Below are 23,918 nucleotides of genomic sequence, written 5' to 3'. Positions count from 1 at the left end.
ACTCCCAGTTAGAAACCCAGACTCGACAGCAGATCATCGACTTCATCTTGACCGGTAACGACGTCTTGACGAAGCTCGGCATTCATTATCGGTCCTTCAGCTTCAATATTATTTTTCTGAGTAATCTGACTCTCAATCACGGGTTGCTCACCAAATACTGTCAGCATAGACACCAGATTACTTTCAACTTCCATCACTAGATCGATCACCCGCCGGATCATTTGTCCAGTCAGGTCCTGAAAATCCTGCGCCATCAAAATCTGGTTGAGCAATTCGCGTAAGCGATTGGAATCCAATTCGCTACGTGACATCAAATGCTGCACATTGTGGCAAAGCGCTTTAAAATCGCTCAGAGCGATTTCACGGCGCATCAATTTGTCCCAAGAAGGCATCACTTGTTGAATATTCGCCGTTAATGCATTCGCGAGCGGCAAGCACTCTTCTACCGCATCCATGGTTTTATTCGCTGCTTGCTCGGTCATGTCAATGACATAACTTAGCCGTTCCTTAGCATCGGGAATTTCGGTATTCGCAAGTTCAACCAAACGATTATCAACTTGGAAATCCATTAATGCGCTGTGAAGTTGCCTTGTAAGTTTACCAACTTCATCAAAGAGCTCCCGTTGAAGTGGAGCCGCGAGTTCCCTAAATAAATCATCTGCTTGAGCTTGTTCATTCGCGCTTAATAGTTCAACTAAACGCTGAGCCTTCTCGAGCGTAATGAGCCCTGATGTTTGTGACTTCATAGCTCATCCCTGCTTAAGCGAGTCGTTCGAATATTTTATCTAACTTCTCTTTAAGTGTTGCTGCGGTAAAAGGTTTAACCACATAGCCGTTAACACCGGCTTGTGCGGCAGCAATAATTTGTTCACGTTTTGCTTCAGCGGTAACCATTAATACGGGTAAATGCTTAAGGGAATCGTCAGCCCGAATAGCCTTCAGCAAATCAATACCCTGCATTCCTGGCATGTTCCAGTCTGTCACGACAAAATCAAAGTCGCCCTTTTGTAACATAGGCAGCGCAGTTGAGCCGTCGTCTGCTTCTTGGGTATTGTTAAAGCCCAAGTCTCGCAACAAGTTCTTGATGATACGTCTCATTGTCGAAAAGTCATCAACGATGAGAATCTTCATATTCTTGTCCAAGGTTTCCTCCGGTGAGCCGACATTCTGTGCTCAATAAATAATTATACTTATGTCCAATGCTTGAGTTTGCCTTTGAGCCGCAACATTGCCTGACTTAATATCTGGCTAACTCGCGATTCACTTACCTCAAGAATGGCGCCAATTTCTTTTAAATTCAATGCTTCATCGTAGTATAACGATAGCACTAGCGCATCTCTTTCGGGCAATAATTTTATCGCCTCAACTAGTGCTGAATGAAACTGGGTTTCTGCTAACGCTTCATATGTACCATCACTGACATTATCGCTCGAAGTGAGTATATCCTGCGATACGCCTAAGTCTTCTATCCCTATGATTTTACCAACAGAAACATCGTTAAGAATATGATGGTACTCATCGAGCGTCATATCAAGTTTTTCTGCAATTTCTGTGTCGCGTGCATCACGACCCAACACTTGCTCTAACTCATCAATGGCTTGAGCTACTCGACGATTATTTCGATGAACAGAACGGGGAACCCAGTCGCCACGACGGATCTCATCCAACATGGCGCCACGGATCCGTATGCCGGCGAAGGTTTCAAACTTTGCACCTTTGCCACCATCAAACTTGGATGATGCTTCTAATAACCCCATCATCCCCGCTTGAAGCAAGTCATCGAGCTGCACTGAGGCAGGTAATCTGGCGAGCAAGTGATGTGCAATTCTTTTAACCAACGGTGCATACTGTTCAACGATTGACGTTTTACTGTCTAAACAAGTATACGCTGCGGCTTTATTCACTCGTTTTTTCCTCTTGAAAATCTGGTCGCTGAACTAAACGCTCAACGAAAAACTCCAAATGCCCACCAGGTTGCTGTGGTACTGGCCAGCTCATGATTTTATTCGCTAAGCCATGGTACGCAATCGCAGCAGGAGACTTAGGATAAGCCTCAACCACTAACTTTTGTTTACGCACTGATTTGCGAAGGTTTTCATCAAACGGAATGGTCGCAACCAGTTCGAGTGCCACGTCCAAGAATCTGTCGGTCACTTTACTGAGTTTAGCAAACAATTCCATACCTTCGCGCAAACTGCGCACCATATTAGCAACAATTTTAAAGCGGAAAACGCCGTGTTCACGGCTGAGAATTTTGATTAACGCATAGGCGTCAGTGATAGAAGTTGGCTCGTCACAAACAACCACCAACACATCCTGTGAGGCACGGGAGAAACTGAGTACCATGTCAGAAATCCCCGCGGCAGTATCCACGATGAGGATATCAAACTGGGTACGCATCTCACTAAAAGCACGAATTAAGCCCGCATGTTGCGCAGGGCTCAACTCTACCATGCCTTGAGTTCCTGAGGTCGCAGGGACAATGCCTATGCCCTTAGGTCCTCGGACGATAATATCATCCAGCTCAGCATCGCCAGAGAGTACGTGGGAAAGGTTACGTTCAGCACGGATCCCTAACATGACATCGACGTTTGCTAAGCCTAAGTCGGCATCAAGCACTAAGACACGCTTGCCCTTTTCGGCTAATGCTACTGCGGTATTGATAGACACGCTGGTTTTACCCACGCCACCTTTACCACCCGTAACCGCGATTACTTTCACTTTTTCGTTATAGGGTTGATTCATCATACGTAAACCACTTGCTTGATCCAGGGTCATAACTCTACTCAAATGCACAGGTCATATTATCTGACCACGCTGTGTCTGGTAACGATTGTTGTTCAGTGTTTTCTAAGGCCGCTAACGCCTGCTCTGCGAGCAATAAAGTATCGGCAACTTTCATATCTTCGGGCACTCGCTGCCCATCCGTAACATAACTTAATGGCAACCCACTTTGGATCAACACACTTAATGCACCCGCTAACGACACGGACTCATCGAGCTTGGTGAGTACAACACCAGATAATGGAATGCGTTTAAAGTGATTTACAGCATCCTGTAGCACACGGCGCTGTCCTGTGGCAGACAGTACCAGATAACTGCGGATAGGTATTCTGCTATTTGCAGTTAAATTATCAAGTTGCTGGTAAAGCCGCATATCTCGTTGGCCCATTCCTGCGGTATCTATCAATACTAGCTTGCGATTTCTGAACTGATACAGTATTTGCTCTAGCTCAGCAAGATCATGGGCTTGCTTAACTGGGCATCCCATAATTTTGCCATAGGTGGCCAATTGCTCATAAGCGCCAATACGATAATGATCTGTCGTGATCAAGGCGACTTGATCCGCACCATGATGGGCAGCGAAACGAGCCGCTAATTTGGCTAAGGAAGTGGTTTTGCCTACACCCGTTGGGCCAACCAGCGCCACAACACCACCTTGCTTAACGATATCATCACCTTGATTATCAAGCATATTCGCTAGACTTTGTGGCAAGGCACGAACTAATTCTGCCGGGGTATAGTGTTGACTAAGCGCCGCTAACTTGTTCGCGACCGCAGGCGAAAACTCCGCTTCCAGTAACTTTGACTCCAGCATGGCACCCACAGGATCGATACGCTTTTTGTGTTCAGTCATCAGCGCAGACACTTGATGAGTAAGCAAATTGCGTAAGGATGCTAACTCATCACGCATCGCTTCAATATCCGCATTTTGCTTCTGTGAAACCTGCGGCTTCTTATCGAAAGTCTGTCCCATATCTCGGCGTTCAGCTTTTGGCACTGCAGGAGCTTGTAGACCTTGTGCCCACGCAGGCAATTCGGCGTCTTGCTGTTGATGGGTGAGCTGTTGGTTTAAACGGCTTTGTTGCTTCTCGAGCAATGCTTGGAGAGAGTCCGCTGGCGCCGAGGGTTTAAGCTTAGTTTCAGCGCGAATCGGCGCTTTAGCACCGAGCGACACTAAATCATCACTCACATCCATAAAAGTCGGTGCAGTTGCAGGCGCCTTCGCTTTGGGCTCGTCATAGTCAACGGCGGCCACAATCTCAATGCCGCCATTCACTTTTTTATTCGACATAATCACGGCATCGGAGCCGAGCGTGTCCTTCACTTGGGCCAGTGCAGCACGCATGTCTTTGGCAAAAAAACGTTTAATCTTCACTTATGCGTCCTCTACTGGCCGACAGCAGACACTATGCGTATTTGCTTTTCATCGGGGATTTCTTGATAAGAAATCACTCTGAGATTAGGAATAGTATATTTAACAAAGCGAGACAGTGTCGCACGTAACATACCTGACGTTAGCAAAATAGCGGGCTGACCAACCATTTCTTGCTTTTGAGCGGCATCCGCTAAGGATTGCTGCATACGCTCGGCAAGACCGGGTTCGATATTGGGACCATCGCCACCGGTTGCTTGCATTGATTGATGCAACATCTGTTCCAACTCTGGCGCCAAAGTTATGACAGGTATTTCAAGTTCAGGACCCGAGATCTCTTGAACTATCATGCGCTTCAATGCAATACGCACGGCCGCCGTTAACACTTCGGTATCGTTACTCTTAGTGCCGTATTCTAACAAAGTTTGCACTATGGTACGCAAGTCTCTGACAGAAACTCCTTCATTTAATAGGTTTTGCATCACTTTTACGACATTTCCGAGCGGCATCACATCAGGAATAAAGCCATCCACCAGCTTAGGCGAATGCTTGGCAAGCATATCCATCAGTTGTTGCACTTCTTCGTAGCCTAAGAGTTTCGCCGCATTATTCGTCAAAATCTGGCTGATATGGGTTGCCACCACTGTCGCAGCATCCACCACGGTATAACCTAAGGTTTGTGCATGTTCGCGCAGCTCAGGGGCAATCCACACAGCTTCGAGACCAAAGGCTGGGTCCCGGGTTTCGATACCATCGAGCTTACCGTAAACTTGGCCTGGGTTGATGGCAAGTTCGCAGTCATGGCGAATATCCGCCTCACCAACTACCACGCCCATTAACGAGATGCGGTAGGCATTGGGTGATAAATCGAGGTTGTCGCGAATATGCACCGCAGGCACCAAGAAGCCCAGTTCTTGCGAAAGTTTTTTACGTACCCCTTTGATCCGACTCAGTAACTCTCCACCTTGGCCCTTATCGACCAATGGGATCAAACGGTATCCCACTTCTAGACCGATAGTGTCAACATGGTGCACATCGTCCCAGCTAAGTTCTTTAGGTTCTCTTTCGGCTCTTTCCGTTGGGCCCGTTTTGACTTGCTCAAGGGCTTTGGCACGTTTGGCTTCATTACGTTTGAAGATAAAGTAAGCGGCACCGGCGGTGATCACGGCAAAGCTTAAAAACGCCATATGTGGCATGCCAGGCACAATACCCATCACAAAGAGTACGCCAGCCGCAATACTGAGCGACTTGTGACTGTCAAACATCTGACTGATCAGCATCTGGCCCATGTCGCCAGATTCATTTTGACGGGTCACCATCAACGCCGCGGCAATTGACAGTAATAAACCAGGGATTTGCGCGACGAGACCGTCACCAATGGTTAACAGGGTATAAATTTCAACGGCTTGGGAGAATGTCAAACCGTGCTGCACAATCCCGATAATAAACCCACCGAGAATGTTGATCACCAAGATCATAATACCGGCAATCGCATCGCCCTTCACAAATTTAGACGCACCGTCCATTGCGCCATAGAAGTCGGCTTCGCGGGTCACCTCGGCGCGTCTGGTTCTGGCTTGATCCTGATTAATAATACCTGCGTTCAAATCGGCATCGATGGCCATTTGCTTACCGGGCATCGCATCTAAGGTAAAGCGAGCACTCACCTCGGCAATACGGCCAGCACCTTTAGTCACAACGGCAAAGTTGATAATAATCAAAATGATAAATACGACTAAACCGACAGCATAGTTACCGCCAATCACCACGGAGCCGAAGGCCTCGATCACCTTACCCGCGGCATCACCACCATTGTGACCTTCGAGTAACACCACTCGGGTCGATGCCACGTTAAGTGCGAGTCGTAGCAGTGTTGCAACTAGTAAAACAGTTGGAAACGCAGCAAAGTCTAAGGGTCTGTCGGTATAAATCGCGACAAGAAGAACAATCAAAGCCAAGGCAATGTTAAAGGAGAATAAAACGTCGAGTAGAAACGGCGGGATAGGTAATACAATCATGGCCAATGCCGCAAGCACTAACATTGGTGTACCTATGCCCTTGAAAGAGCTCAGTTTCAACTGTTTTACTTGGCCTAGGGAGGCTTTAACATCCATTCACAGATACCTAAACTTTGACGTATAACAACCTGAAAGCAAAAAGCGCGCCAACCGCTAGCGCTTCTTGTTGTGGGTTTATCTTTGTGAACTATTTCTTCGGTAACCTAACACTTAACTAGTGTTTTAGATCGTCAGGAATGGGTTGATTAACAGGGATAGGGATAGGTTTACGACCACGACCTTTTTGGTACTGGCGTAACTGGAACACATAAGCCAGTACCTGCGCCACCGCAGTAAATAGGCCCTCAGGGATCTGCTGCTCAAGCTTAGTGGTGTGATAAATGGCTCGCGCCAGCGGTGGCGCCGAGACAATCGCAATATTATGTGCCCTTGCCACTTCGCGGATTTTAAACGCGACTTCATCCACTCCTTTAGCGATAACAAAAGGCGCTGCAGAGCGCTTTACATCGTACTTAATGGCCACCGCATAATGTTCAGGGTTTACCACAATCACATCCGCATTGGGGACTTCGGCCATCATGCGCCGCTGCGCTAACTCACGCTGCATTTGCCGTACTCGCCCTTTGACCTCGGGTTTACCTTCGGTATCTTTGTACTCGTCTTTGACTTCCTGCTTAGTCATTTTCAGCTGTTTGTTGTGGTTCCAGATCTGAAACGGCACATCGATGACCACTATGACCAAGACGGAGGAGCAAAGCAGAATAAACATCCACACCAATAAATCCAGCGCATGATGGACGTTACCGGGGAGATGATCGGCAGATAGGAGCAGAATATCGTTGAAATAATGACTGAGTAGCAAATAAGCCGCGATAGCCACCACGGAGAACTTAGCAATCCCTTTGGTTAATTCAACCAAGGCCTGCACACCAAACATCCGCTTAAAGCCTGCAATCGGGCTCATCTTACTGGCTTTAGGCATCATGGCTTGGGTGGAGAAATTCATCCCTCCAAGGGATACGTTACCGATAAATGCCACCACCACAATCAGTAACATAATCTTGAGTAACGGCCAGCCAATCTCGCTTCCCACGACTCCCCATACATTAAACATCTGGTTCGTATCGAAAATCGCTGCGCGCTCCATGGTAAATACACGCTCGAATACGTTGGATAGGGCTTTCGCTATTCCAGGTCCGAGCATATATAAGCCAGTCGCCGCCGAGAGTAACACGGTCGCAGTACCTAACTCTTTTGAACGGGCTACCTGCCCTTTTTCTCGCGCCTGTTCGAGGCGCCTCCCGGTGGGTTCCTCGCTGCGTTCGCCGCTACTTTCTTCAGCCATTACGCGTTCCTATCCGGTTAGAATATGCCATTGGCTTGACACTGAAGCCCTAAAATATCGCAAAGCAAAAGCTGTGCCGACGCCCAGACTTCTTCGAAATGGGCCATTACGGGAGTCAAGGTCAACCATAAAATCAGCAGTCCACCAATCATAGTGATGGGGAAACCTATCGAGAAAATGTTCAGCTGCGGCGCGGCGCGGGTCATTACCCCAAAGGATAAGTTAACAAGTAGTAAGGCAATAATCGCCGAGAGCGACATAGTCAGTGCCGCGCCAAACATATAGGAGCCCCATTCAGCCAGCGAGCGATAACTTGTCAAGGTTAATCCTTGATTCGAAATCGGTAAGGTCTCAAAACTGGCGACAAGCATGCGGATCATCAACAGGTGTCCATCGACGGCGAGAAAAATCAACGTTGCGAGTAACAAAAAGAAGTTACCTATCACTGGCGTTTGTTGACCAGAGCCAGGGTCAACCATAGAAGCAAAACCTAAACTGGTTTGCATACCAATGATCTGGCCCGTTAACACAAAGGTTTGCATCACCATTTGGGTCACAAAACCCATGGCGACACCAATAATAATTTGCTGAGCGGTAATAAAAACAGCGCTTAAGGAAAAGAGTTCGGCATCCTTTACGGGGGGCAAAACTGGCGCAATGGCAAGCGTGATGGTAACGGCTAACAGTAAACGGACTCGAGTCGGGGTTGTTGTAGCACCAAACACCACCATGACCATCAACATGCTGGTCACACGAAACAATGGCCACATGTAAGAGGCGATGGTTTGCATTAAGGTGTCGAGCAGCAGCTCCATGGACTTAACCCACCACTTGGGGAATGCGGTTAACCATTTCGATAAAGAAATCCATCAGGGTTTGGACTAACCAGTGTCCCATGACCATCAAGGCCAGTAAGGTCACTATCAATCGAGGTAAAAAGCTTAAAGTCTGTTCGTTAATTGAGGTCGCGGCTTGAAACACCGCCACAATTAAGCCAATGCCGAGCCCAGGCAGAACAATAGCCGAAACCATCATCACAATAACGGCTAGAGCTTCGCGAAAAATATCGATTAGCGCTTCTGGCGTCATCTCAGTACTCCGCCTGTCTAACCGAAGCTATTGGCTAAGGTGCCCATCACAAGCCCCCAGCCATCAACAAGTACAAACAGCATAATTTTAAAGGGCAATGACACAATCATCGGCGAGAGCATCATCATACCCATGGCCATCAAGATACTGGCCACCACGAGATCGAGCACCAAGAAAGGCACAAACAACATAAAGCCAATTTGAAAGGCGGTTTTCAGTTCGCTGGTAATAAAAGCTGGCACCAACACGCTCATTGGCGCTTCTTCTGGGGAATTAATGTTTTGATACCCAGAGATATCGATAAAGGTTTTCAGATCTGTGGTACGCACTTGCCCTAACATAAATGCCCGTAATGGCTCTTTGCCCTTATCGAAGGCCTGTTGCAGCGTGAGCTGCTCATCGATATAAGGTTTTACCCCTTGATCATAAATTTTGTCGAACACCGGCGCCATAATGAAAAAGGTCATAAACAGGCTCATGCCAATCAAAACTTGGTTAGAAGGGGTCTGTTGTAAACCAATGGCTTGGCGCAAAATCGATAGCACCACTATGATGCGGGTAAAGGAGGTCAACATAATGACCATTGCTGGGATAAAGCTCAGCGAGGTCATTAGCAACAGGATCTGCATGGTCACCGAATATTCGGTCGAACCATCGGCGGCGGTTTTTACGGTTACCGCTGGCAATACACCATCGGCCGCGCCCACCGATGCGGCAAACAACAGGGTACTGACCCCAATAAAGGTGAGTATGTACTTCATCATTGTTTTAATTTCGCCTGCCGTAGCTTGTCCGCAAAGGAAGTGGACTCAATTTCGATAGGTTCAGCTAATTTATCAATTAAATTAACCTGTTGCCCGCTAACACCCAACAAATACTGCTGCTCGCCGACCTGAACGAGTACCAAACGCTCCTTCTGTCCAAGCGATGTTACCGCGAGGGTTTTCAGCACACTGTGATTTGTCGGCACCAAATTAAATCGCCGCAGCAGATACGCTAAAGCGAAGATAAGCAATAACACTAAAATAAGACCGCCAAGCATGCTCGCTGCGGCGGCCATTTGCGAAGGTTCAGCCACTTTCGTTGCTGTCGCGGTACTTTCGTTAGCAACGCCAGCAACACTCGCCTGAGTTGCTACTACTAGACTGAGAATTACCGATGTGCTCATCTCGCTCCTTCAGGCTTCGTGTTTATCGTTGAATTACTTAAGCTTTTTAATCCGCTCAGTTTGACTGATCACATCCGTTAGGCGGATACCAAACTTATCGTTAACCACAACCACTTCGCCATGGGCGATAAGTGTGCCATTGACCATCACATCTAGCGGCTCACCCGCCACCCTGTCCAACTCCACGACAGAACCTTGGTTCAGCTGCAGCAGGTTACGAATGCTGATATAGCTGCGACCAACTTCCATCGAAATCGTCACAGGGATATCTAAAATAGTGTCTAGTTTGGCGGCTTCGGCCTTACTAATTGGCTGTGACTCGTCTACAAGCTCGTCAAGGTCAATGGCATTAGCCTCTTCCAATGCCTGTTCGGCCATGGCTGCTGCCCAATCATCATCTGTACTCATCTCACTTCACCTTTATAATTCGGATATGTCTCTGGCTTTGCCTTTACGTGTCACTAATTGCAGTTCGGATTTGACCGTTTCAGGACGTGGGATTTTTTCGTAAATTTTAAGTGCTAGATTATCGCGTGAACGCCCCATTTTACAGCGATACGTCGGTAAGTCTTCGATTTTCATCATAATGTATTCAGGCAGCTCGATTGGAATAATATCCCCGGCCTTGAAGTTCATGACGTCTTTGAGTGTGAGTTCATGTTCAACCACACTGGCATCAAACCCGACTTTCACATCCATAATTTCGTCATGCAGCGCCTGTGACCAACGCATGTCAGTGTCTTGTTTATCACTCTGCACACCGGCATCAAGTAGTTCACGGATAGGTTCAATCATCGAATACGGCATAGTGATATGGAAGTCACCGCCGCCGCCATCCACCTCGATATGGAAGGAGTTAATCACCACCACTTCAGTTGGACTGACGATGTTGGCCATCGCGGGGTTGACTTCGGAGTCTAAATAATCAAACTCCACATCCATCACCGGCGCCCACGCATCTTTATAGTCTTCAAAGATAATCTTAAGCAAAAGTTGCACGATGCGACGCTCGGTCGGGGTAAACTCCCGCCCTTCAATCTTGGCATGGAAACGGCCATCGCCGCCAAAAAAGTTGTCCACCAGAATAAACACTAAACGCGCTTCCATGGTGATCAGTGCCGTACCTTTTAAGGGATGAAAGCGCACCATGTTCAAGCTGGTCGGGACGAATAAGGTGTGTACGTACTCACCAAATTTCAGCATTTGCACGCCGTTAATCGACACTTCGGCTGCACGACGCATCATGTTGAACATGCTGATCCGCAGATGGCGGGCAAAACGCTCATTCACAATTTCGAGCGTGGGCATACGGCCACGCACGATGCGGTCTTGGGAGGAAAAGTCGTAGGAGCGAGCTTCCAGCCCCGCGGCATCAAGCTCATTATCCTCTTCGACGTCATCGACTCCGTGTAAGAGCGCATCAATTTCGTCCTGGCTTAATAAATCACTCACAGTATTGTCTTCGCCTCTTTAAGGTGCTGAAGATAAAAGGTTATTGCATTACAAAACCGGTAAAGAGTACTTTCTCAACCACTTTACGTCCGGTCACGGATTGCAAGGTATTTTGCACGCTCAGCAGCGCTAATTGCCGCAATTCATCTTTACCCGCCTGAGTGCTCAATTTTTGTACATCGGCACCACTAAAGGTGGTTAACAGCGCATCTTCAATCAATGGAATGTGTTTTTGGGTCAACACATCATCGTCTTGGCCTCTAACCATCAATTGCACTTTAATTTCAACAAGACGAGCGCGATCTGGCCCAGGGAGATTAAATAAAAAGGGTCGTGGCATTGGTACATAGGCCGCCATTGCCGCATCGGCGGCTGGAGTGGTCGATTCAGTAGGCGCAGTCCCTTCAGCCGATGCCGCAGGGGCTTCATCACTGCTACCGAGGAAAAACCACAGCGCACCACCTATTAATAGTGCCGCTAAGACTCCCGCACCGATAAAAATAAACTTCTTCTTACTTTTAGGCGCTTCGGTGCTTTCAAGTTCTAGTGATTCTTCCTTGGCCATTTTATGTACTCTTTAATTGGCTAAATGCGGGAATGGATTAGGATGCGGATTATAATCCGCATTATTACTATAGGTTACCTTCTTAAGCGTAATAATCTATACCTGAATTTAAACTAGTTGCTTGATTTAAACCTAAATCTAGCTCTTCTGCCGAGAAATCATCCACATTTCCACCACTCGAACCACCCGCTTCACCAAATCCCCCCTCCCGGCGTTGACCATGGTCACCTTGAGAAACATGACTGTCGGCCAATTGCATGCCTTGTTCCTGTAATAATTCACGCAGGCGGGGAATGGCTTGTTCGACCACATCACGGGTTTGCGATTGTGTGACATGGAACTGCACTTGTGTCTGGTCGCCATGGACTTGCACTTTAACCAACATATGCCCAAGTTCTGGCGGATCTAATCGGATTTCCGCCTGTTGGATCCCTTGGCTCACCATAGTCACCAATTGCTGCTTCATCACAGGTGAAAAGCGCTGGATCATCTCCTGCATTTGGTTTTGAGTTTCTACACCTTGGCGCAAAGAAAGCTGCACTTGAGGAATATCTTGACGCTGGGTTGCCGGCGTTGCCAAAGAATGCAGTGAAGGTACCGCTTTAAACTCCACTGGCTTAAACTCGCTGTCCGCCTCTTCACTGCCAGAACTTAAAGCAGCAACCCGGCTATCTTGCTGCGCATCGAGAGTAACCGCCAACTTAGCGTCTTTTAGCAAAAAGCCTGCTGAAATCTCGGCGCGGGATGGGTTGTCGTCAGTAAAGCTCGGTTCTATGGCTGTGGTCCCTGATACATTAGTCGCAGCATTAGTGCCTAAGGTATTAAGATCGTTAGTATTCGTGGCTGCTGCGGTATTCACTTGCAACGTACCTGCATCACTTGAAGCGCTGGCCGCTTTGATTGATATTTGATTATCAACGGCTTGGGATACCATACTTTGGGGTGCAAGAACTTTATCTGCTGGCTGCGTCGACACATTTATCGCCTTAGCGCCAATCTCTGTTGCACCAAGCTCTTTTGCCCCTAACAAAGGCTCACCCTCAATGGGTAAAATATGATTTTCGGGCGGTTTAACGAACTTTTCGCTGCGCAGACCTGTAAGTATCGCTGCATCATCAATCAAAAGCGAATCATCAACTGAGGTACCCGGAGTATCTGTTTCCGCCACAGTCGCGGCCGCAACCAAAGCATCAACATCAACAGCAAGGATCTGTGGTTCTACACTCTCAGTATCAGCAACATCTGCCGCGTTCTGTTGTGAGACTTGCTGCTGTAATAACTGAGCGGTGACTTGCGCAGTATTTTGTCCAACTGACTTTGAGGCAACTGACTCAGAGTCTGGTGTTTCTGAACTCACATCCACTTTTGCATTGCCAATGCTTGTGTTGGAGGCCTCGACAAACTTAGCCATTTCATTGGAAAAAGTGCCGTCAACGATAGAACTGTCGGCCTGAGATTGATCATCGACCAATAACGAGGTTGAGTCGGCATCTTTCATTGCCGTGATATCGGCCTCAAGCGGCAAAGACTCGCCCGGAGCTGCCGCTTGCTTCATCTCATTTGCCATACCAATCTGGGCGAAAATCAAGCTGATATCGGCTTCATCACCGGTATTGGTATCGTCAGTGCTGGCTTCCGCTTTAGCAGATTTGACAGCCACATCCTGAGATACAGGGGTTTTAGTCGAGGTGGATGATACGGATGTAACTGAAGCCAACGCTGCAGAAAAGTCTTCACTATTAGTATCTTGAGTCAATGCTTTACTCGAGCTAGCGCTGTTTTTCGCGCTTGGCGCTAATAGGATATTGTTCATTTGTTGCATATCAGCTCCTAAACTTTCACCCCAAGAAATAAAAACATGCGGGCAAACGTCAATTTATGCGGCTTTGGCCATATCTGGCATAAAGCAAGCAAATAAAGTGCCAACAAATGGAGGTTACTGATTGAAGAAACAACTTAAACAAGCAATCGCGAGCTTGGGTTAGGGTTTATTGCGGCGAAAAAACTGCTGAGAGGCAAATTCATCGGTCATCTTTTGCTCTTTCTTCAACTCAAGAGCTTGGCGTTTTTTCTCTTTATTATCTAAGAGTAGTTCTACCGCCTTGCGTTTCTTCTGCTTCTCGAGCCAATGCTGCTGACGATAATTTTTTTGCTTCTCCCCATCGGCGACCACACGATTTTGCTGCGCAATGGCCTCATCGATTTGGCGGATAAAACGGTGGAATTGGTGATAATGGCTGGCGCTGATGGCTTGTCCCTGCTGAGACTGCATCTGCTTCATATAGTCCAAGCGATAATTATTGAGTGCATCCAACTGATTTTGGCGCTTTTGACACTCTAGTTGCGCCGACTTTAGCAGCAGCGCGGCCTGCTCCTCTGCATCGAGGGCTAATTTCAACACCAGCAATAAGGGATCGGCATTCGCCATAACAGTCTCGATTATTTACATTGTGCCGCGAGTTGCCCAAGCATGACTTGGCTATCGGCAAAACTAAAGGCATCACGCATGGTCTGCCGTAAGAAGGCATTCATCGCAGGTTGCAGGCGTATAGCGTTATCGATTCGCGGATCGCTGCCTTGGGCATAGGCACCAATCGAAATCAGATCCTTATTCTGTTGATAGAGGGAATAAGTCTGCTTGACGCGGCGCATGGCTTCTAAGTGCTCGTTCGAAATCACCATTGGGGCCACACGGCTGATCGAAGCTTCAATATCGATTGCAGGATAATGCCCAGAATCCGCCAGTGAGCGAGATAGCACAATATGGCCATCGAGGATCGCCCGAGATGCATCGGCAATCGGATCCTGTTGATCGTCGCCCTCGGTCAGCACAGTATAAAATGCGGTGATTGAACCTTGTCCAGGCCCGCCATTACCCGCCCGCTCAACCAAACGCGGCAATTTAGCAAATACCGAAGGTGGATAACCTTTAGTCGCCGGAGGTTCACCTACGGCCAGAGCAATCTCACGCTGCGCTTGGGCGTAACGAGTCAGACTATCCATTAATAACAATACGTTATAGCCTAAATCACGAAAATACTCAGCGATACGAGTCGAAGTTTCACAGGCGCGAAGGCGCATCAAGGGTGAGGTATCGGCGGGCGCCGCCACCACAACTGAGCGTGCTCTCCCCTTTTCACCGAGGATTTCTTCAATAAATTCTTTAACTTCGCGGCCACGCTCCCCGACGAGCCCCACCACAATGATGTCAGCTGTCGTGCCCCGGGTCATCATCCCTAACAGCACACTCTTACCCACACCCGAGCCAGCAAATAGGCCCATACGTTGGCCTTTACCAACGGTGAGCATGGCATTGATGGCGCGCACGCCCACATCGAGTGGTTCGGTGATCGCACGGCGAGAAAGTGGGTTGATGGCGTTACTGTGCCTTGGCGCCTGCTGTTCGGTCGATAATGCGCCAAGACCGTCTAACGGCACACCATTGCCGTCGAGCACGCGTCCCAAGAGGGATAAGCCCACGCTCAGCCCCGCCTGCTCACCGAGGGGGACGACACGGGCGCCTGGTAACACGCCGCGTAATTCCTCAATCGGCATAAGGTACAGCAGTTCATCGTCAAAACCGACGACTTCGGCAATCAACTCTCCTGCCATGGTTTCGATAGAGCACAGGCTACCCACGGGCGCACGGCAACCACTCGCCTCTAAGGTTAAACCTACCACACGCACCAGTTGACCACTGGCGACGGCTCGAAACGGCGGGACTTTATCGATGCAATGATTCAATTTATTCAGCAGTTGATGGCGGCGATTTTGCATCTTGCTCTCCATCAGCTTGCGACTCTGTACTCAGGGACTCGGTGCTCTGCGCCTCGTCACCTAGCTCTGAACTCGATCCCCGTTTTGCAGCGTTTTCCTCATCGAGAACCGCTTGGCGCTGTTGCTGCTGGTGACTCAAATGGGACTGTTGATTACGTAAGGACTCAAACACCGCATCGATGCGCGAGGACAGGGTTAAGTCCACCAGCGAGCGTTGGCTGCTGATAATACAATCCCCAGAATTTAAGCTGGGATCGGCCTCTAACTGCCACTGATTACGGTTCAATTGGGTACTGGAATATAGCTGCTCCACCAAGGCAACATCATCGGGATGCATGCGAATACTGACGCTTTGCTCCTTGATTGGCAGAGATTCGACCCCTAAACGTAGCGCCGACAGGATTTGTTCTGGATGAGTTTTAAGTTCATGACCAATCACAGATTTGGCCAGCGCCATAGTGAGTGTCATTAAGGAATGTTCAATATCGCCATCGAGTAATTGCAATGGCTTTTCAAATTGGCTTAACAGTCCTTCGAAGCGGCTGACTAATGCCTTGGCTTCAGCAAGCCCAGCCTCAAGCCCTTGCTCATGACCTTGGGCTAGGCCCTCGGTATGGCCTTGCTCTAAACCTTCGAGTCTGCCCTGCTCCAGTCCTTCGGCATAACCTTGCGTCTTACCTTCGTTAAAACCTTCTTCTTCGGCTTGAGCGCGAATATCTTCAATTTCCGCCATGGTGGGTGGCGCAATGGTTTCGGCGGCCACCGCCTTCGGCGCTTGCTGCGGCGAATAACCAAAGAGGTTTGAAATACTCACCTCTTCGGTTTGGGTCACATCGGGTAATTGCCAATGGCTGAACTCGATCTCCGAGTCGCTCACCACCCGATGGGACAATTTATTGTCGCTATTGTCACTCCGATTAGAGGAACTCATCGCCGCCACCGCCGCCTAACATGATTTCACCGCTGTCACTTAATCGACGCGCAATTGACAGAATTTCTTTTTGGGCGATTTCCACTTCGCTGATCCGGATTGGGCCCATGGCCTCTAAATCGTCACGCAGCAATTCGGCAGCCCGTTTCGACATATTGCCCAATATTTTGTCTTTGAGCTGATCATCTGCGCCTTTCAGCGCCTTCATCAATACATCCTGCTGCACTTCACGCAGCAAGGTTTGGATACCACGGTCGTCCACATCGATCAGGTTTTCGAATACGAACATTAAGTCTTGGATTTGCTGCGCCATTTCCTCATCGGTTTCGCGCATGGTTTCCATCAACTGACTTTCGACACCCGTATCGAGGTAGTTCATAATGTTGGCCGCCGCCTTTAGGCCGCCCATCTTCGCTGCTTGCGCGCCGCCTTGACCGGCGAATTGTTTCTCCATGATGTCGTTTAATTCCTGCAATGCCGCAGGTTGCACTTCTTCAAGGTTAGCAATACGCATCATTAAGTCTAAGCGGGTATTCTCTGGGAACTGGCCGAAAATTTCCGCCGCTTGATCTGGCTCTAAATACGATAAAACAATGGTTTGGATCTGTGGATGTTCGTTTTGGATGATAGTCGCGACTTGGCGCGCATCCATCCATTTAAGCGAGTCCAAACCTTTGGCGCCGCTGCCCATGATAATTTGTTCAATCAAATTACCGGCTTTGTCTTCACCTAGAGCCGCGGTTAACGCCTTACGGACGAACTCTTCGCTGTTAAAGCCAATAGAAGAATACTTTTGAATATCATCGAGAAACAGCTTATGCACTCCGATGACTTTTTCCTGCCCAAAGTCTTCCATGGCCGCCATCGCCATACCGACCTTTTGCACTTGTTTAGGTTCTAAGTGCTTTAAAATAGAGGCGGCATCGGCTTCACTCAAACTTAACAGTAAAATCGCCGTTTTTTCGATGCCACTGAGATCCTTAATATTGAAACTTGAGGTTTCAGCGGCGTCTTTTGATTTATTCTCAGCCATTGTCTTGTAACCAGTTTTTCACGACTTGGGTTGAAAGCTCGGGCTCATTGGCCACAAGCGCACGGATAGCTTTAATCATATCATCATCTTTATGCAGATTAGGGATAAGAATTGAGCCATCGTCGGCATAACTATACTCTGCTTCTTTGGTATTGAGCATCCCTAAGGTGTCGGCAGCGTATTGATCCTCAATCTCGGCCAGCTCATTACCCAATCTTGAATCTTCAGGCATGTTCACACTGTCTGGGTAGATTAAGCGTTTCAGCATTGGGCGCACCACAGCAAGGATCAGCACTAAGATAACTAAGGCACCGATACCTAACTTAACGGCACGCCAGAACCAAGGCTGTTCCCAAAGCTCAGGCGCAGGTACATCTTCAACCAATTGATCCATAAAGGGAACAGTGACCACCTCTAAAACATCACCACGCTGCGCGCTAAAGCCTACCGCGCCTTCCAGTAAACGGCGGATATTGGTGAGCTCTTGCTCAGTGCGGGCAACGCGCGCCACTTGACCATTTTCACCCGCAGCACCCGGTTTAAAGTCCACGGCTACTGACACACTGACGCGGCGCACTACGCCAATTTGCTGACGGGTATGGCTGATGGTGGTATCTAACTCAAAATTACGGGTCGCTTCGCGGTGCGAGTTACCTGCCGTCACGCTTTCTGTCGCCTTGGTCGCATCCTGAGGAATATTTGACTCCATCGGAGGTTGGTTCGACAACGCGCCAGGAATACCGCCAGTTGAACCGCCTGTCGAATTATTCTCAACAGTCATTTCGCTACGCAGCGACGGTAAGTCAGGGTTAAAACGTTTAGCGGTTTGCTCAACCGCGGTGAAATCCATGCTCACATCCACTTGGGAGGTGAAATTATCTGGGCCAAGGATGGGCGAGAGAATCGAATCAATCTTGGTTCGGTATTCGGCTTCTTTTTGTTGAACCAACTCAAGCTCGCGGCGCGCCCTGGCAGAGATGCCATCTTGGCTGCCAGAGTTCAGTAAACGGCCGTTAGAATCTGTGACGGTAACGCGAGATGGCTCTAAGCCCTGAACCGCAGAAGCGACGATATCAACGATGGCATCAACTTCACCTTGGCCTAAGCCACCACGGCGAGTGTTAATTACAACTGTTGCACTTGGCTGAGAAGTATTACGGGCAAATACGTTTTCTTTGGGGAGTGCCAAAATCACTTTAGCGCGGCTTACGCTTTGTAACTGTTCAATCGCGCGGGCAAGGTTTTCTTCTTGGCTATGCTTGAGGCGAGCCTGTTCCATTCTTTGGCTCACACCAAAACCACTGTCTTGGGTAAGAAAGTCTTGGGTCGATGCAGCAGGACTATTAACCCCTGCACGGCTAAGCATCATTTTGACTTCTTGGTATTTATCTTCTGGTACTTTAACAACATCAACTTCGATCTGATATTTGATCTTGTTTTTATCAAGTACATCGAGTACTTGCACCATTTCCTGAGTTTCCATTTTACCCAATGGACGGTACTCAGGCTCCTGTGCCCAGATCATGACAAACACGGCGAGCGCCAAACAAATGGCTAATGCTAGAATCATGGTGATTTGACGCATCATATCGACGCCACCGAGACTCCCCAGCACGCCGGATTTATTTTCCTGTTGGACCCCTTGGTCCATTACGCCGGCGTTTGATCCGACAATCATTTCTGTGCTCACGATTCGTACCTGCTAATTGCGTTATTCAAGGCCTAAACAGGCATGCTCATTATTTCTTTATAAGCTTCAACGAGCTTATTGCGCACTTGTACAGTGGCTTCAAAGGCAACACTGGCCTTTTCGCGGGCGATAACAGTATCAGACAAGCTCACGGTGGTATCACCCATTTCTAAGCGAGTCGAGAGGTTAGATGAGGTTGACTGCAAACCACTCACATTACCAATGGCTTGTGAAAGTAGCTGGCCAAAGTCAGCACCACTGGTGTTATTCACTTGCTGCACAATATTATTAGGTGAAATCCCAAAAGAGGGTTTGATTTCACCTTGAAGTGACTGCATTTCTTGCAGTAATGAATTCGCGCCAATTTGCATGTCGTGCTCCCCATCGTCGAGTTATTGACGATTAAACTCTCAAGATAACGAGGATATGCAAAACTACGGCCAAGTTTTTACTTGGCCGAGCTAAAAAGAATTGCAGAGGTCATAGGTGTGAAATCGCCAAAGGATAACCAGTGGCGATGGTGCTAGAAAGGTTGCAAAACTCGACTTAGTTAGGCAATTGAATCCCCATATCGCGCATTCTGGCCATCTTGTATCTTAAGGTGCGCGCGCTGATCCCTAGTTTCTCAGCAACCAACTTACGGCTGCCTTGGCATTGCGCTAGGGTTTCGAGAATGATCACATGTTCCTGCGCCTTTAACTCTTCACCTAACCCCTCTGGCTCACTGCAATATTCAGCATCATCGGATGATAACGGCACATCTTGAGCATCAATAATAATGTCATTGGCAGTAATCACCGTACCTGATCGCAAAATCAAGGCTCGCTGCACAACGTTATCGAGCTCTCGCACATTACCTGGCCAGCGATGGCCAAGTAAACGGCGGCATGCGGCCTCATCAAATTCGGGTACGTCGATGATACTCAGTGCCTTTGCGTGTTTTGTGAGTAAATGCCGAGCTAAGGGTAAAATATCCGCAGGCCGTTGATTCAGCGCAGGCCACGTCAATGGAAACACGTTAATGCGATAATAGAGATCTTCCCTAAATTGCCCCGCGGCAACTACGGCTTTTAAATCACGATTTGAGGTTGCTAGCACTCTCACATCCAGCTTGATGGTTTTACGGCCGCCTAACCGCTCTACTTCACGCTCTTGCAATACGCGCAGCAGTTTGGCCTGTAACCCTAAATCCATCTCTGAAATTTCATCGAGTAATAAAGTTCCGCCCTGTGCTTGTTCGAATTTACCGGGGCAAGCTTGGTAAGCACCGGTAAAGGCGCCCTTTTCATAACCAAATAATGTGGCTTCAAGCATATTCTCGGGGATGGCCGCACAGTTGATGGCCACAAAGGCCTCGTCAGCACGGCTACTATGTTGATGAATATAACGGGCTAACACTTCTTTACCCGAACCACTTGGCCCAAGGATCATCACAGAAGCATCGGATGCTGCCACCCGCTGTGCCAGAGACAAGAGCGCAAGACTCTTTTCATCGGCAACCACAGGTTGATCGCTATTTTGTTTGAGTGGTAAATAGCGGGAAACTTGATTGAGCAACACCTCTGGAGCGAAGGGTTTTGCCAGATAATCGACGGCGCCCAATTTAATTGCACTGACAGCACTGCCTATAGTGGCGTACGCCGTCATTAACAGCACGGGCAATTTGGGATGATGTTGCTGTAAGTAATTTAATAAGCCTAAGCCGCCAATCCCCTGCATTTGCACATCGCTGATCACAAGATCAAATTGATGTTGTTTTAGTACGATTATGGCTTCTTCACCTGATGCCACATCAATACAGTCGTATTGCGCCAACATTAAGGTATCGAGCAAAGCCTCACGCAGGGAGGCATCGTCTTCGACTAAGAGTAATTTGGCTTCAGACATAGGGTTTCTCCAGCGGCAATACAGCAGCCGATTTCGCCTGCGGGAAGGTTAGCGACACAGTACAACCCTTATTGGGCATGCAGCTTAATTGCAGTTGGCCGCCATGATTACGCACCACAGACTGTACAACGGCTAAGCCTAAACCAGTCCCCTGAGCTTTAGTGGTAAAGAAAGGTTCCAACACTTTTTGCTGCATTTTGGCATCCAATCCTTTGCCATTATCGATAACATTGAGATGTAACTGTTCATTGCTATCACTAGCAACGATTTGGATCTGCGTAGCCCCGGCTTCAAGACTGTTCATCACGAGGTTATTGACGGCTGAACTGAGCGCATTCACATTCGCCAGCATTAAGCTATTAGAAATATTGGTTACCGCCAGTTCAGCGCCATGCTTAGCAACTATTGGTTCACAGTTAGCAACAACATTCTCGATAACATCATTAAGATTAATCAGTTCGCCCAGCTCATCTTGACGTCCTTTGGCCATCAGCAGCATATCGTTCACTTGGCGTTCAAGCTCATTGAGTCTATCCACTAATTTCTGCTGAAATTTTGCCTTAGCAGATTCCGATAATTTGGGACTGGCCAGATTAGCAGCATAGAGCAGTGCAGCCGACAGTGGAGTCCGCACCTGATGCGCCAGCGTCGCGACCATTTTGCCGAGGGCTGACAGGCGCTGCAGATGGGAAAGATTCTTTTGCAGTAGACGAGTTTCGGTCAGATCCGTCAGCACAATTAATTGGCCAGGTTCCGGCGTTAATGGGGTAATCGCAAATTTGACTCGGCGGCCATTGCGTAATGAGACTTCATGGCCATCATCGTCCTGTGGCGCAAACGCCGTATGGATCACATCAATCCAGCGGGCGCCGCATAACGACTGCTCCAGCAATTCGACGGCAACGGGGTTTGCATCAGTGACAATACCATCACCGTTCAAAATCACCACGCCAGAGGGCATAGCCTGTAAAATATGCTCCATCCGATTGGACATATTGGCGGCCTCACGCAGTTGGTTCCATTGTTTGCTAGTGTGCTTGAATGTTTCAATTTGCGCTAGTGGATGAGCAGACATAGTCACTCCGTCAAAAAATTGCTTATGACGGAGTGCTTGCAGATTCTATGCCAAATTAAGAAATGAATTTAGATAGATAAAACAATAAGATAAATAACATCAAAATGACTATTCTTTCGTCATTCCGTACTTACGCATTTTCTCAACCAAGGTAGTACGGCGAATACCGAGCATTTCTGCAGCACGCGCAACGACGTTATCCTGCAGCTCTAACGCCTGGCGAATCATATCGATTTCAAGCTCTGCCAGCAGATCCTTGAGGTTAACGCCTTCAGGTGGTAACTCACTGGGGAAACGCGTTTCAGGAATTTCAACTGGCTCTTCGCTGGTGAAAATCGAAGCGAGCGCATCACGCTCCTGTTGCTCTTCACTCATTTCAACACAGTATTCTGGCACATCAATGTGGCGATATTTAACAGGCAGATCGTTAACATCAACTAAGCCACCTGGATACAAGATTGTGAGGCGCTCAACTAAGTTAGATAATTCTCGAACGTTACCTGACCAAGCATGTTCTTTTAACGATTCAATAGCACGCTGAGTAAAACGAACTTTGCCACGTCCCTCGTTATAGACACGACTCACTAACTCTTGCAGCAGTAAAGGAACATCATCCTTACGCTCACTTAATGCTGGCATTTCGATCGGGAAGACGTTAAGGCGGTAATAAAGATCTTCACGGAACTCATTGCTGCTGATCATAGTTTCAAGATCCCTATGGGTTGCCGCTACGACACGTACATCAGCATTAATCGTTTTAGTTCCCCCAACACGCTCAAAGACACGTTCTTGCAACACGCGCAGCAATTTTACCTGCATTTGCAAAGGCATATCGCCAATTTCATCGAGGAACAGCGTGCCACCTTCGGCAAGTTCGAAACGGCCCTTACGAGAACTAATTGCCCCAGTAAAAGAGCCCTTTTCATGGCCAAATAATTCACTCTCCAATAACTCAGGCGGAATCGCGCCACAGTTAACCGGAATAAAAGGACCATCTCGGCGCTCAGATAAATAATGAATGTTCCGAGCAACCACTTCCTTACCCGTCCCCGACTGACCCAGGACTAATACAGTGGCATCAGAGGTGGCGACTTGGCTAATCAAGTGACGCACATTGGCAATGCCTTCACTACGACCCACTAAGCTACGAAACAGTTTGGTTTGATTTGCACTGGTTGGGACTTGTGGACGTTTGACTTGCCCATAAACCTGACAAAAATGCAGGAGTTCGGTTAGTTGTGGGTAGTTTAATGGCTCTTCAATGTGACCCAGTACATTCGACACTTGCAGATCATCTACATTGCCAAATAACAAAATGGGTTGCCATGGGTACTGACTCGCAAGTGACTTGAGAGCATCAGCTGGCATGTTATCAGCAGTGACCACTAAAGCGCGGAACCGGGTATCTTGCAGACAAAGACTTAACTTTTCGATGGCGACGATTTCAATCTGCTCACCCAAAAATTCAAAAATGCAACACAGGCGACTTAAGCGCTCTGATGGGGTTCCGACAAGTAAAATTCGTTGATCTGTTTGCATCATTCAGTAGGCCGTAAAGCTCTAATATGTATTAATTTGCATTAATTATTTTATGATTAGTTGCTGTAAAAGCTTAACAAATTCAATGTAACAATCTGTGCCACCATCACTACTGTGATGAATATTGTATTATCAGCAGTCGAGAAGCAAGCCTCGAATGCCGATTCTGCCAAACTGAATTGATTTTAGTTCA

24 protein-coding genes are annotated in these 23,918 nt (G+C 48.1%); all 24 read right to left on the bottom strand.

Annotation, left to right across the window (positions count from 1 at the left end):
* Nucleotides 1-8: 8 nt before the first annotated feature.
* Nucleotides 9-746 carry a protein phosphatase CheZ gene (locus SHEWANA3_RS07140; protein WP_011622087.1) on the bottom strand — a complete coding sequence of 246 codons (738 nt, stop codon included), beginning with the start codon at nt 744-746 and terminating at the stop codon, nt 9-11.
* A 13-nt stretch (nt 747-759) separates the two neighbouring features.
* Complete coding sequence (gene cheY, locus SHEWANA3_RS07135; RefSeq protein ID WP_007649667.1) at nt 760-1,143, bottom strand: chemotaxis response regulator CheY; 384 nt, start codon at nt 1,141-1,143, stop codon at nt 760-762.
* A 47-nt stretch (nt 1,144-1,190) separates the two neighbouring features.
* Entirely contained in the window at nt 1,191-1,904 is a 714-nt protein-coding gene (locus SHEWANA3_RS07130) for an RNA polymerase sigma factor FliA (protein WP_011716431.1), read from the bottom strand.
* Complete coding sequence (locus tag SHEWANA3_RS07125) at nt 1,897-2,778, bottom strand: MinD/ParA family protein (protein ID WP_011622085.1); 882 nt, start codon at nt 2,776-2,778, stop codon at nt 1,897-1,899. The genes SHEWANA3_RS07130 and SHEWANA3_RS07125 overlap by 8 nt, the downstream gene beginning before the upstream one ends.
* A gap of 4 nt (nt 2,779-2,782) precedes the next feature.
* Nucleotides 2,783-4,159 carry a flagellar biosynthesis protein FlhF gene (gene flhF, locus SHEWANA3_RS07120; RefSeq protein ID WP_011716430.1) on the bottom strand — a complete coding sequence of 459 codons (1,377 nt, stop codon included), beginning with the start codon at nt 4,157-4,159 and terminating at the stop codon, nt 2,783-2,785.
* An 11-nt stretch (nt 4,160-4,170) separates the two neighbouring features.
* Complete coding sequence (gene flhA / locus SHEWANA3_RS07115) at nt 4,171-6,270, bottom strand: flagellar biosynthesis protein FlhA (protein WP_011716429.1); 2,100 nt, start codon at nt 6,268-6,270, stop codon at nt 4,171-4,173.
* 118 nt (nt 6,271-6,388) lie between these two features.
* Entirely contained in the window at nt 6,389-7,519 is a 1,131-nt protein-coding gene (gene flhB, locus SHEWANA3_RS07110) for a flagellar biosynthesis protein FlhB (RefSeq protein WP_011716428.1), read from the bottom strand.
* Between the two features lie 17 nt (nt 7,520-7,536).
* Nucleotides 7,537-8,334, bottom strand: a complete 798-nt coding sequence (gene fliR / locus SHEWANA3_RS07105) for a flagellar biosynthetic protein FliR (RefSeq protein ID WP_011716427.1) — start codon at nt 8,332-8,334, stop codon at nt 7,537-7,539.
* A gap of 4 nt (nt 8,335-8,338) precedes the next feature.
* The gene (fliQ, locus tag SHEWANA3_RS07100; RefSeq protein WP_011622080.1) at nt 8,339-8,608 is read right to left on the bottom strand and encodes a flagellar biosynthesis protein FliQ; all 270 of its coding nucleotides are present in this window, start codon (nt 8,606-8,608) and stop codon (nt 8,339-8,341) included.
* A gap of 17 nt (nt 8,609-8,625) precedes the next feature.
* Entirely contained in the window at nt 8,626-9,369 is a 744-nt protein-coding gene (gene fliP, locus SHEWANA3_RS07095) for a flagellar type III secretion system pore protein FliP (RefSeq protein WP_244096612.1), read from the bottom strand.
* Nucleotides 9,369-9,776, bottom strand: coding sequence for a flagellar biosynthetic protein FliO (fliO, locus tag SHEWANA3_RS07090; RefSeq protein WP_011716425.1), 408 nt, complete (start codon nt 9,774-9,776; stop codon nt 9,369-9,371). Before fliO ends, fliP begins: the two co-directional genes overlap by 1 nt.
* 33 nt (nt 9,777-9,809) lie before the next feature.
* Nucleotides 9,810-10,184: a flagellar motor switch protein FliN gene (gene fliN / locus SHEWANA3_RS07085; RefSeq protein WP_011716424.1), complete on the bottom strand. Its 375-nt coding sequence runs from the start codon at nt 10,182-10,184 to the stop codon at nt 9,810-9,812.
* A gap of 12 nt (nt 10,185-10,196) precedes the next feature.
* Entirely contained in the window at nt 10,197-11,228 is a 1,032-nt protein-coding gene (gene fliM / locus SHEWANA3_RS07080; protein WP_011716423.1) for a flagellar motor switch protein FliM, read from the bottom strand.
* 40 nt (nt 11,229-11,268) lie between these two features.
* Nucleotides 11,269-11,793, bottom strand: a complete 525-nt coding sequence (fliL, locus tag SHEWANA3_RS07075) for a flagellar basal body-associated protein FliL (protein WP_011716422.1) — start codon at nt 11,791-11,793, stop codon at nt 11,269-11,271.
* Nucleotides 11,794-11,875: 82 nt separating this feature from the next.
* A complete protein-coding gene (locus SHEWANA3_RS07070; protein WP_011716421.1) occupies nt 11,876-13,615 on the bottom strand; it encodes a flagellar hook-length control protein FliK in 1,740 nt (579 codons plus the stop codon).
* Nucleotides 13,616-13,774: 159 nt separating this feature from the next.
* Nucleotides 13,775-14,221 carry a flagellar export protein FliJ gene (fliJ, locus tag SHEWANA3_RS07065; protein WP_011716420.1) on the bottom strand — a complete coding sequence of 149 codons (447 nt, stop codon included), beginning with the start codon at nt 14,219-14,221 and terminating at the stop codon, nt 13,775-13,777.
* Nucleotides 14,222-14,232: 11 nt separating this feature from the next.
* Complete coding sequence (fliI, locus tag SHEWANA3_RS07060) at nt 14,233-15,570, bottom strand: flagellar protein export ATPase FliI (protein ID WP_011716419.1); 1,338 nt, start codon at nt 15,568-15,570, stop codon at nt 14,233-14,235.
* Entirely contained in the window at nt 15,539-16,501 is a 963-nt protein-coding gene (gene fliH / locus SHEWANA3_RS07055; RefSeq protein ID WP_011716418.1) for a flagellar assembly protein FliH, read from the bottom strand. Before fliH ends, fliI begins: the two co-directional genes overlap by 32 nt.
* The gene (fliG, locus tag SHEWANA3_RS07050) at nt 16,488-17,534 is read right to left on the bottom strand and encodes a flagellar motor switch protein FliG (RefSeq protein ID WP_011716417.1); all 1,047 of its coding nucleotides are present in this window, start codon (nt 17,532-17,534) and stop codon (nt 16,488-16,490) included. The genes fliH and fliG overlap by 14 nt, the downstream gene beginning before the upstream one ends.
* On the bottom strand, nt 17,527-19,212 hold the full coding sequence (gene fliF / locus SHEWANA3_RS07045; RefSeq protein WP_011716416.1) for a flagellar basal-body MS-ring/collar protein FliF: 1,686 nt from the start codon (nt 19,210-19,212) through the stop codon (nt 17,527-17,529). Before fliF ends, fliG begins: the two co-directional genes overlap by 8 nt.
* Before the next feature lie 44 nt (nt 19,213-19,256).
* On the bottom strand, nt 19,257-19,595 hold the full coding sequence (fliE, locus tag SHEWANA3_RS07040; RefSeq protein WP_011716415.1) for a flagellar hook-basal body complex protein FliE: 339 nt from the start codon (nt 19,593-19,595) through the stop codon (nt 19,257-19,259).
* Between the two features lie 175 nt (nt 19,596-19,770).
* On the bottom strand, nt 19,771-21,111 hold the full coding sequence (locus tag SHEWANA3_RS07035) for a sigma-54 dependent transcriptional regulator (RefSeq protein ID WP_011716414.1): 1,341 nt from the start codon (nt 21,109-21,111) through the stop codon (nt 19,771-19,773).
* A complete protein-coding gene (locus SHEWANA3_RS07030; protein WP_011716413.1) occupies nt 21,104-22,186 on the bottom strand; it encodes an ATP-binding protein in 1,083 nt (360 codons plus the stop codon). The genes SHEWANA3_RS07035 and SHEWANA3_RS07030 overlap by 8 nt, the downstream gene beginning before the upstream one ends.
* A gap of 108 nt (nt 22,187-22,294) precedes the next feature.
* The gene (locus SHEWANA3_RS07025) at nt 22,295-23,728 is read right to left on the bottom strand and encodes a sigma-54 dependent transcriptional regulator (protein WP_011716412.1); all 1,434 of its coding nucleotides are present in this window, start codon (nt 23,726-23,728) and stop codon (nt 22,295-22,297) included.
* Nucleotides 23,729-23,918 lie beyond the last annotated feature (190 nt).

This window comes from Shewanella sp. ANA-3, assembly GCF_000203935.1.
Classification (GTDB): Bacteria; Pseudomonadota; Gammaproteobacteria; order Enterobacterales; family Shewanellaceae; genus Shewanella.
Note: the sequence above shows the minus strand (reverse complement) of the source record. Positions and strands in the feature narration are given on the sequence as shown.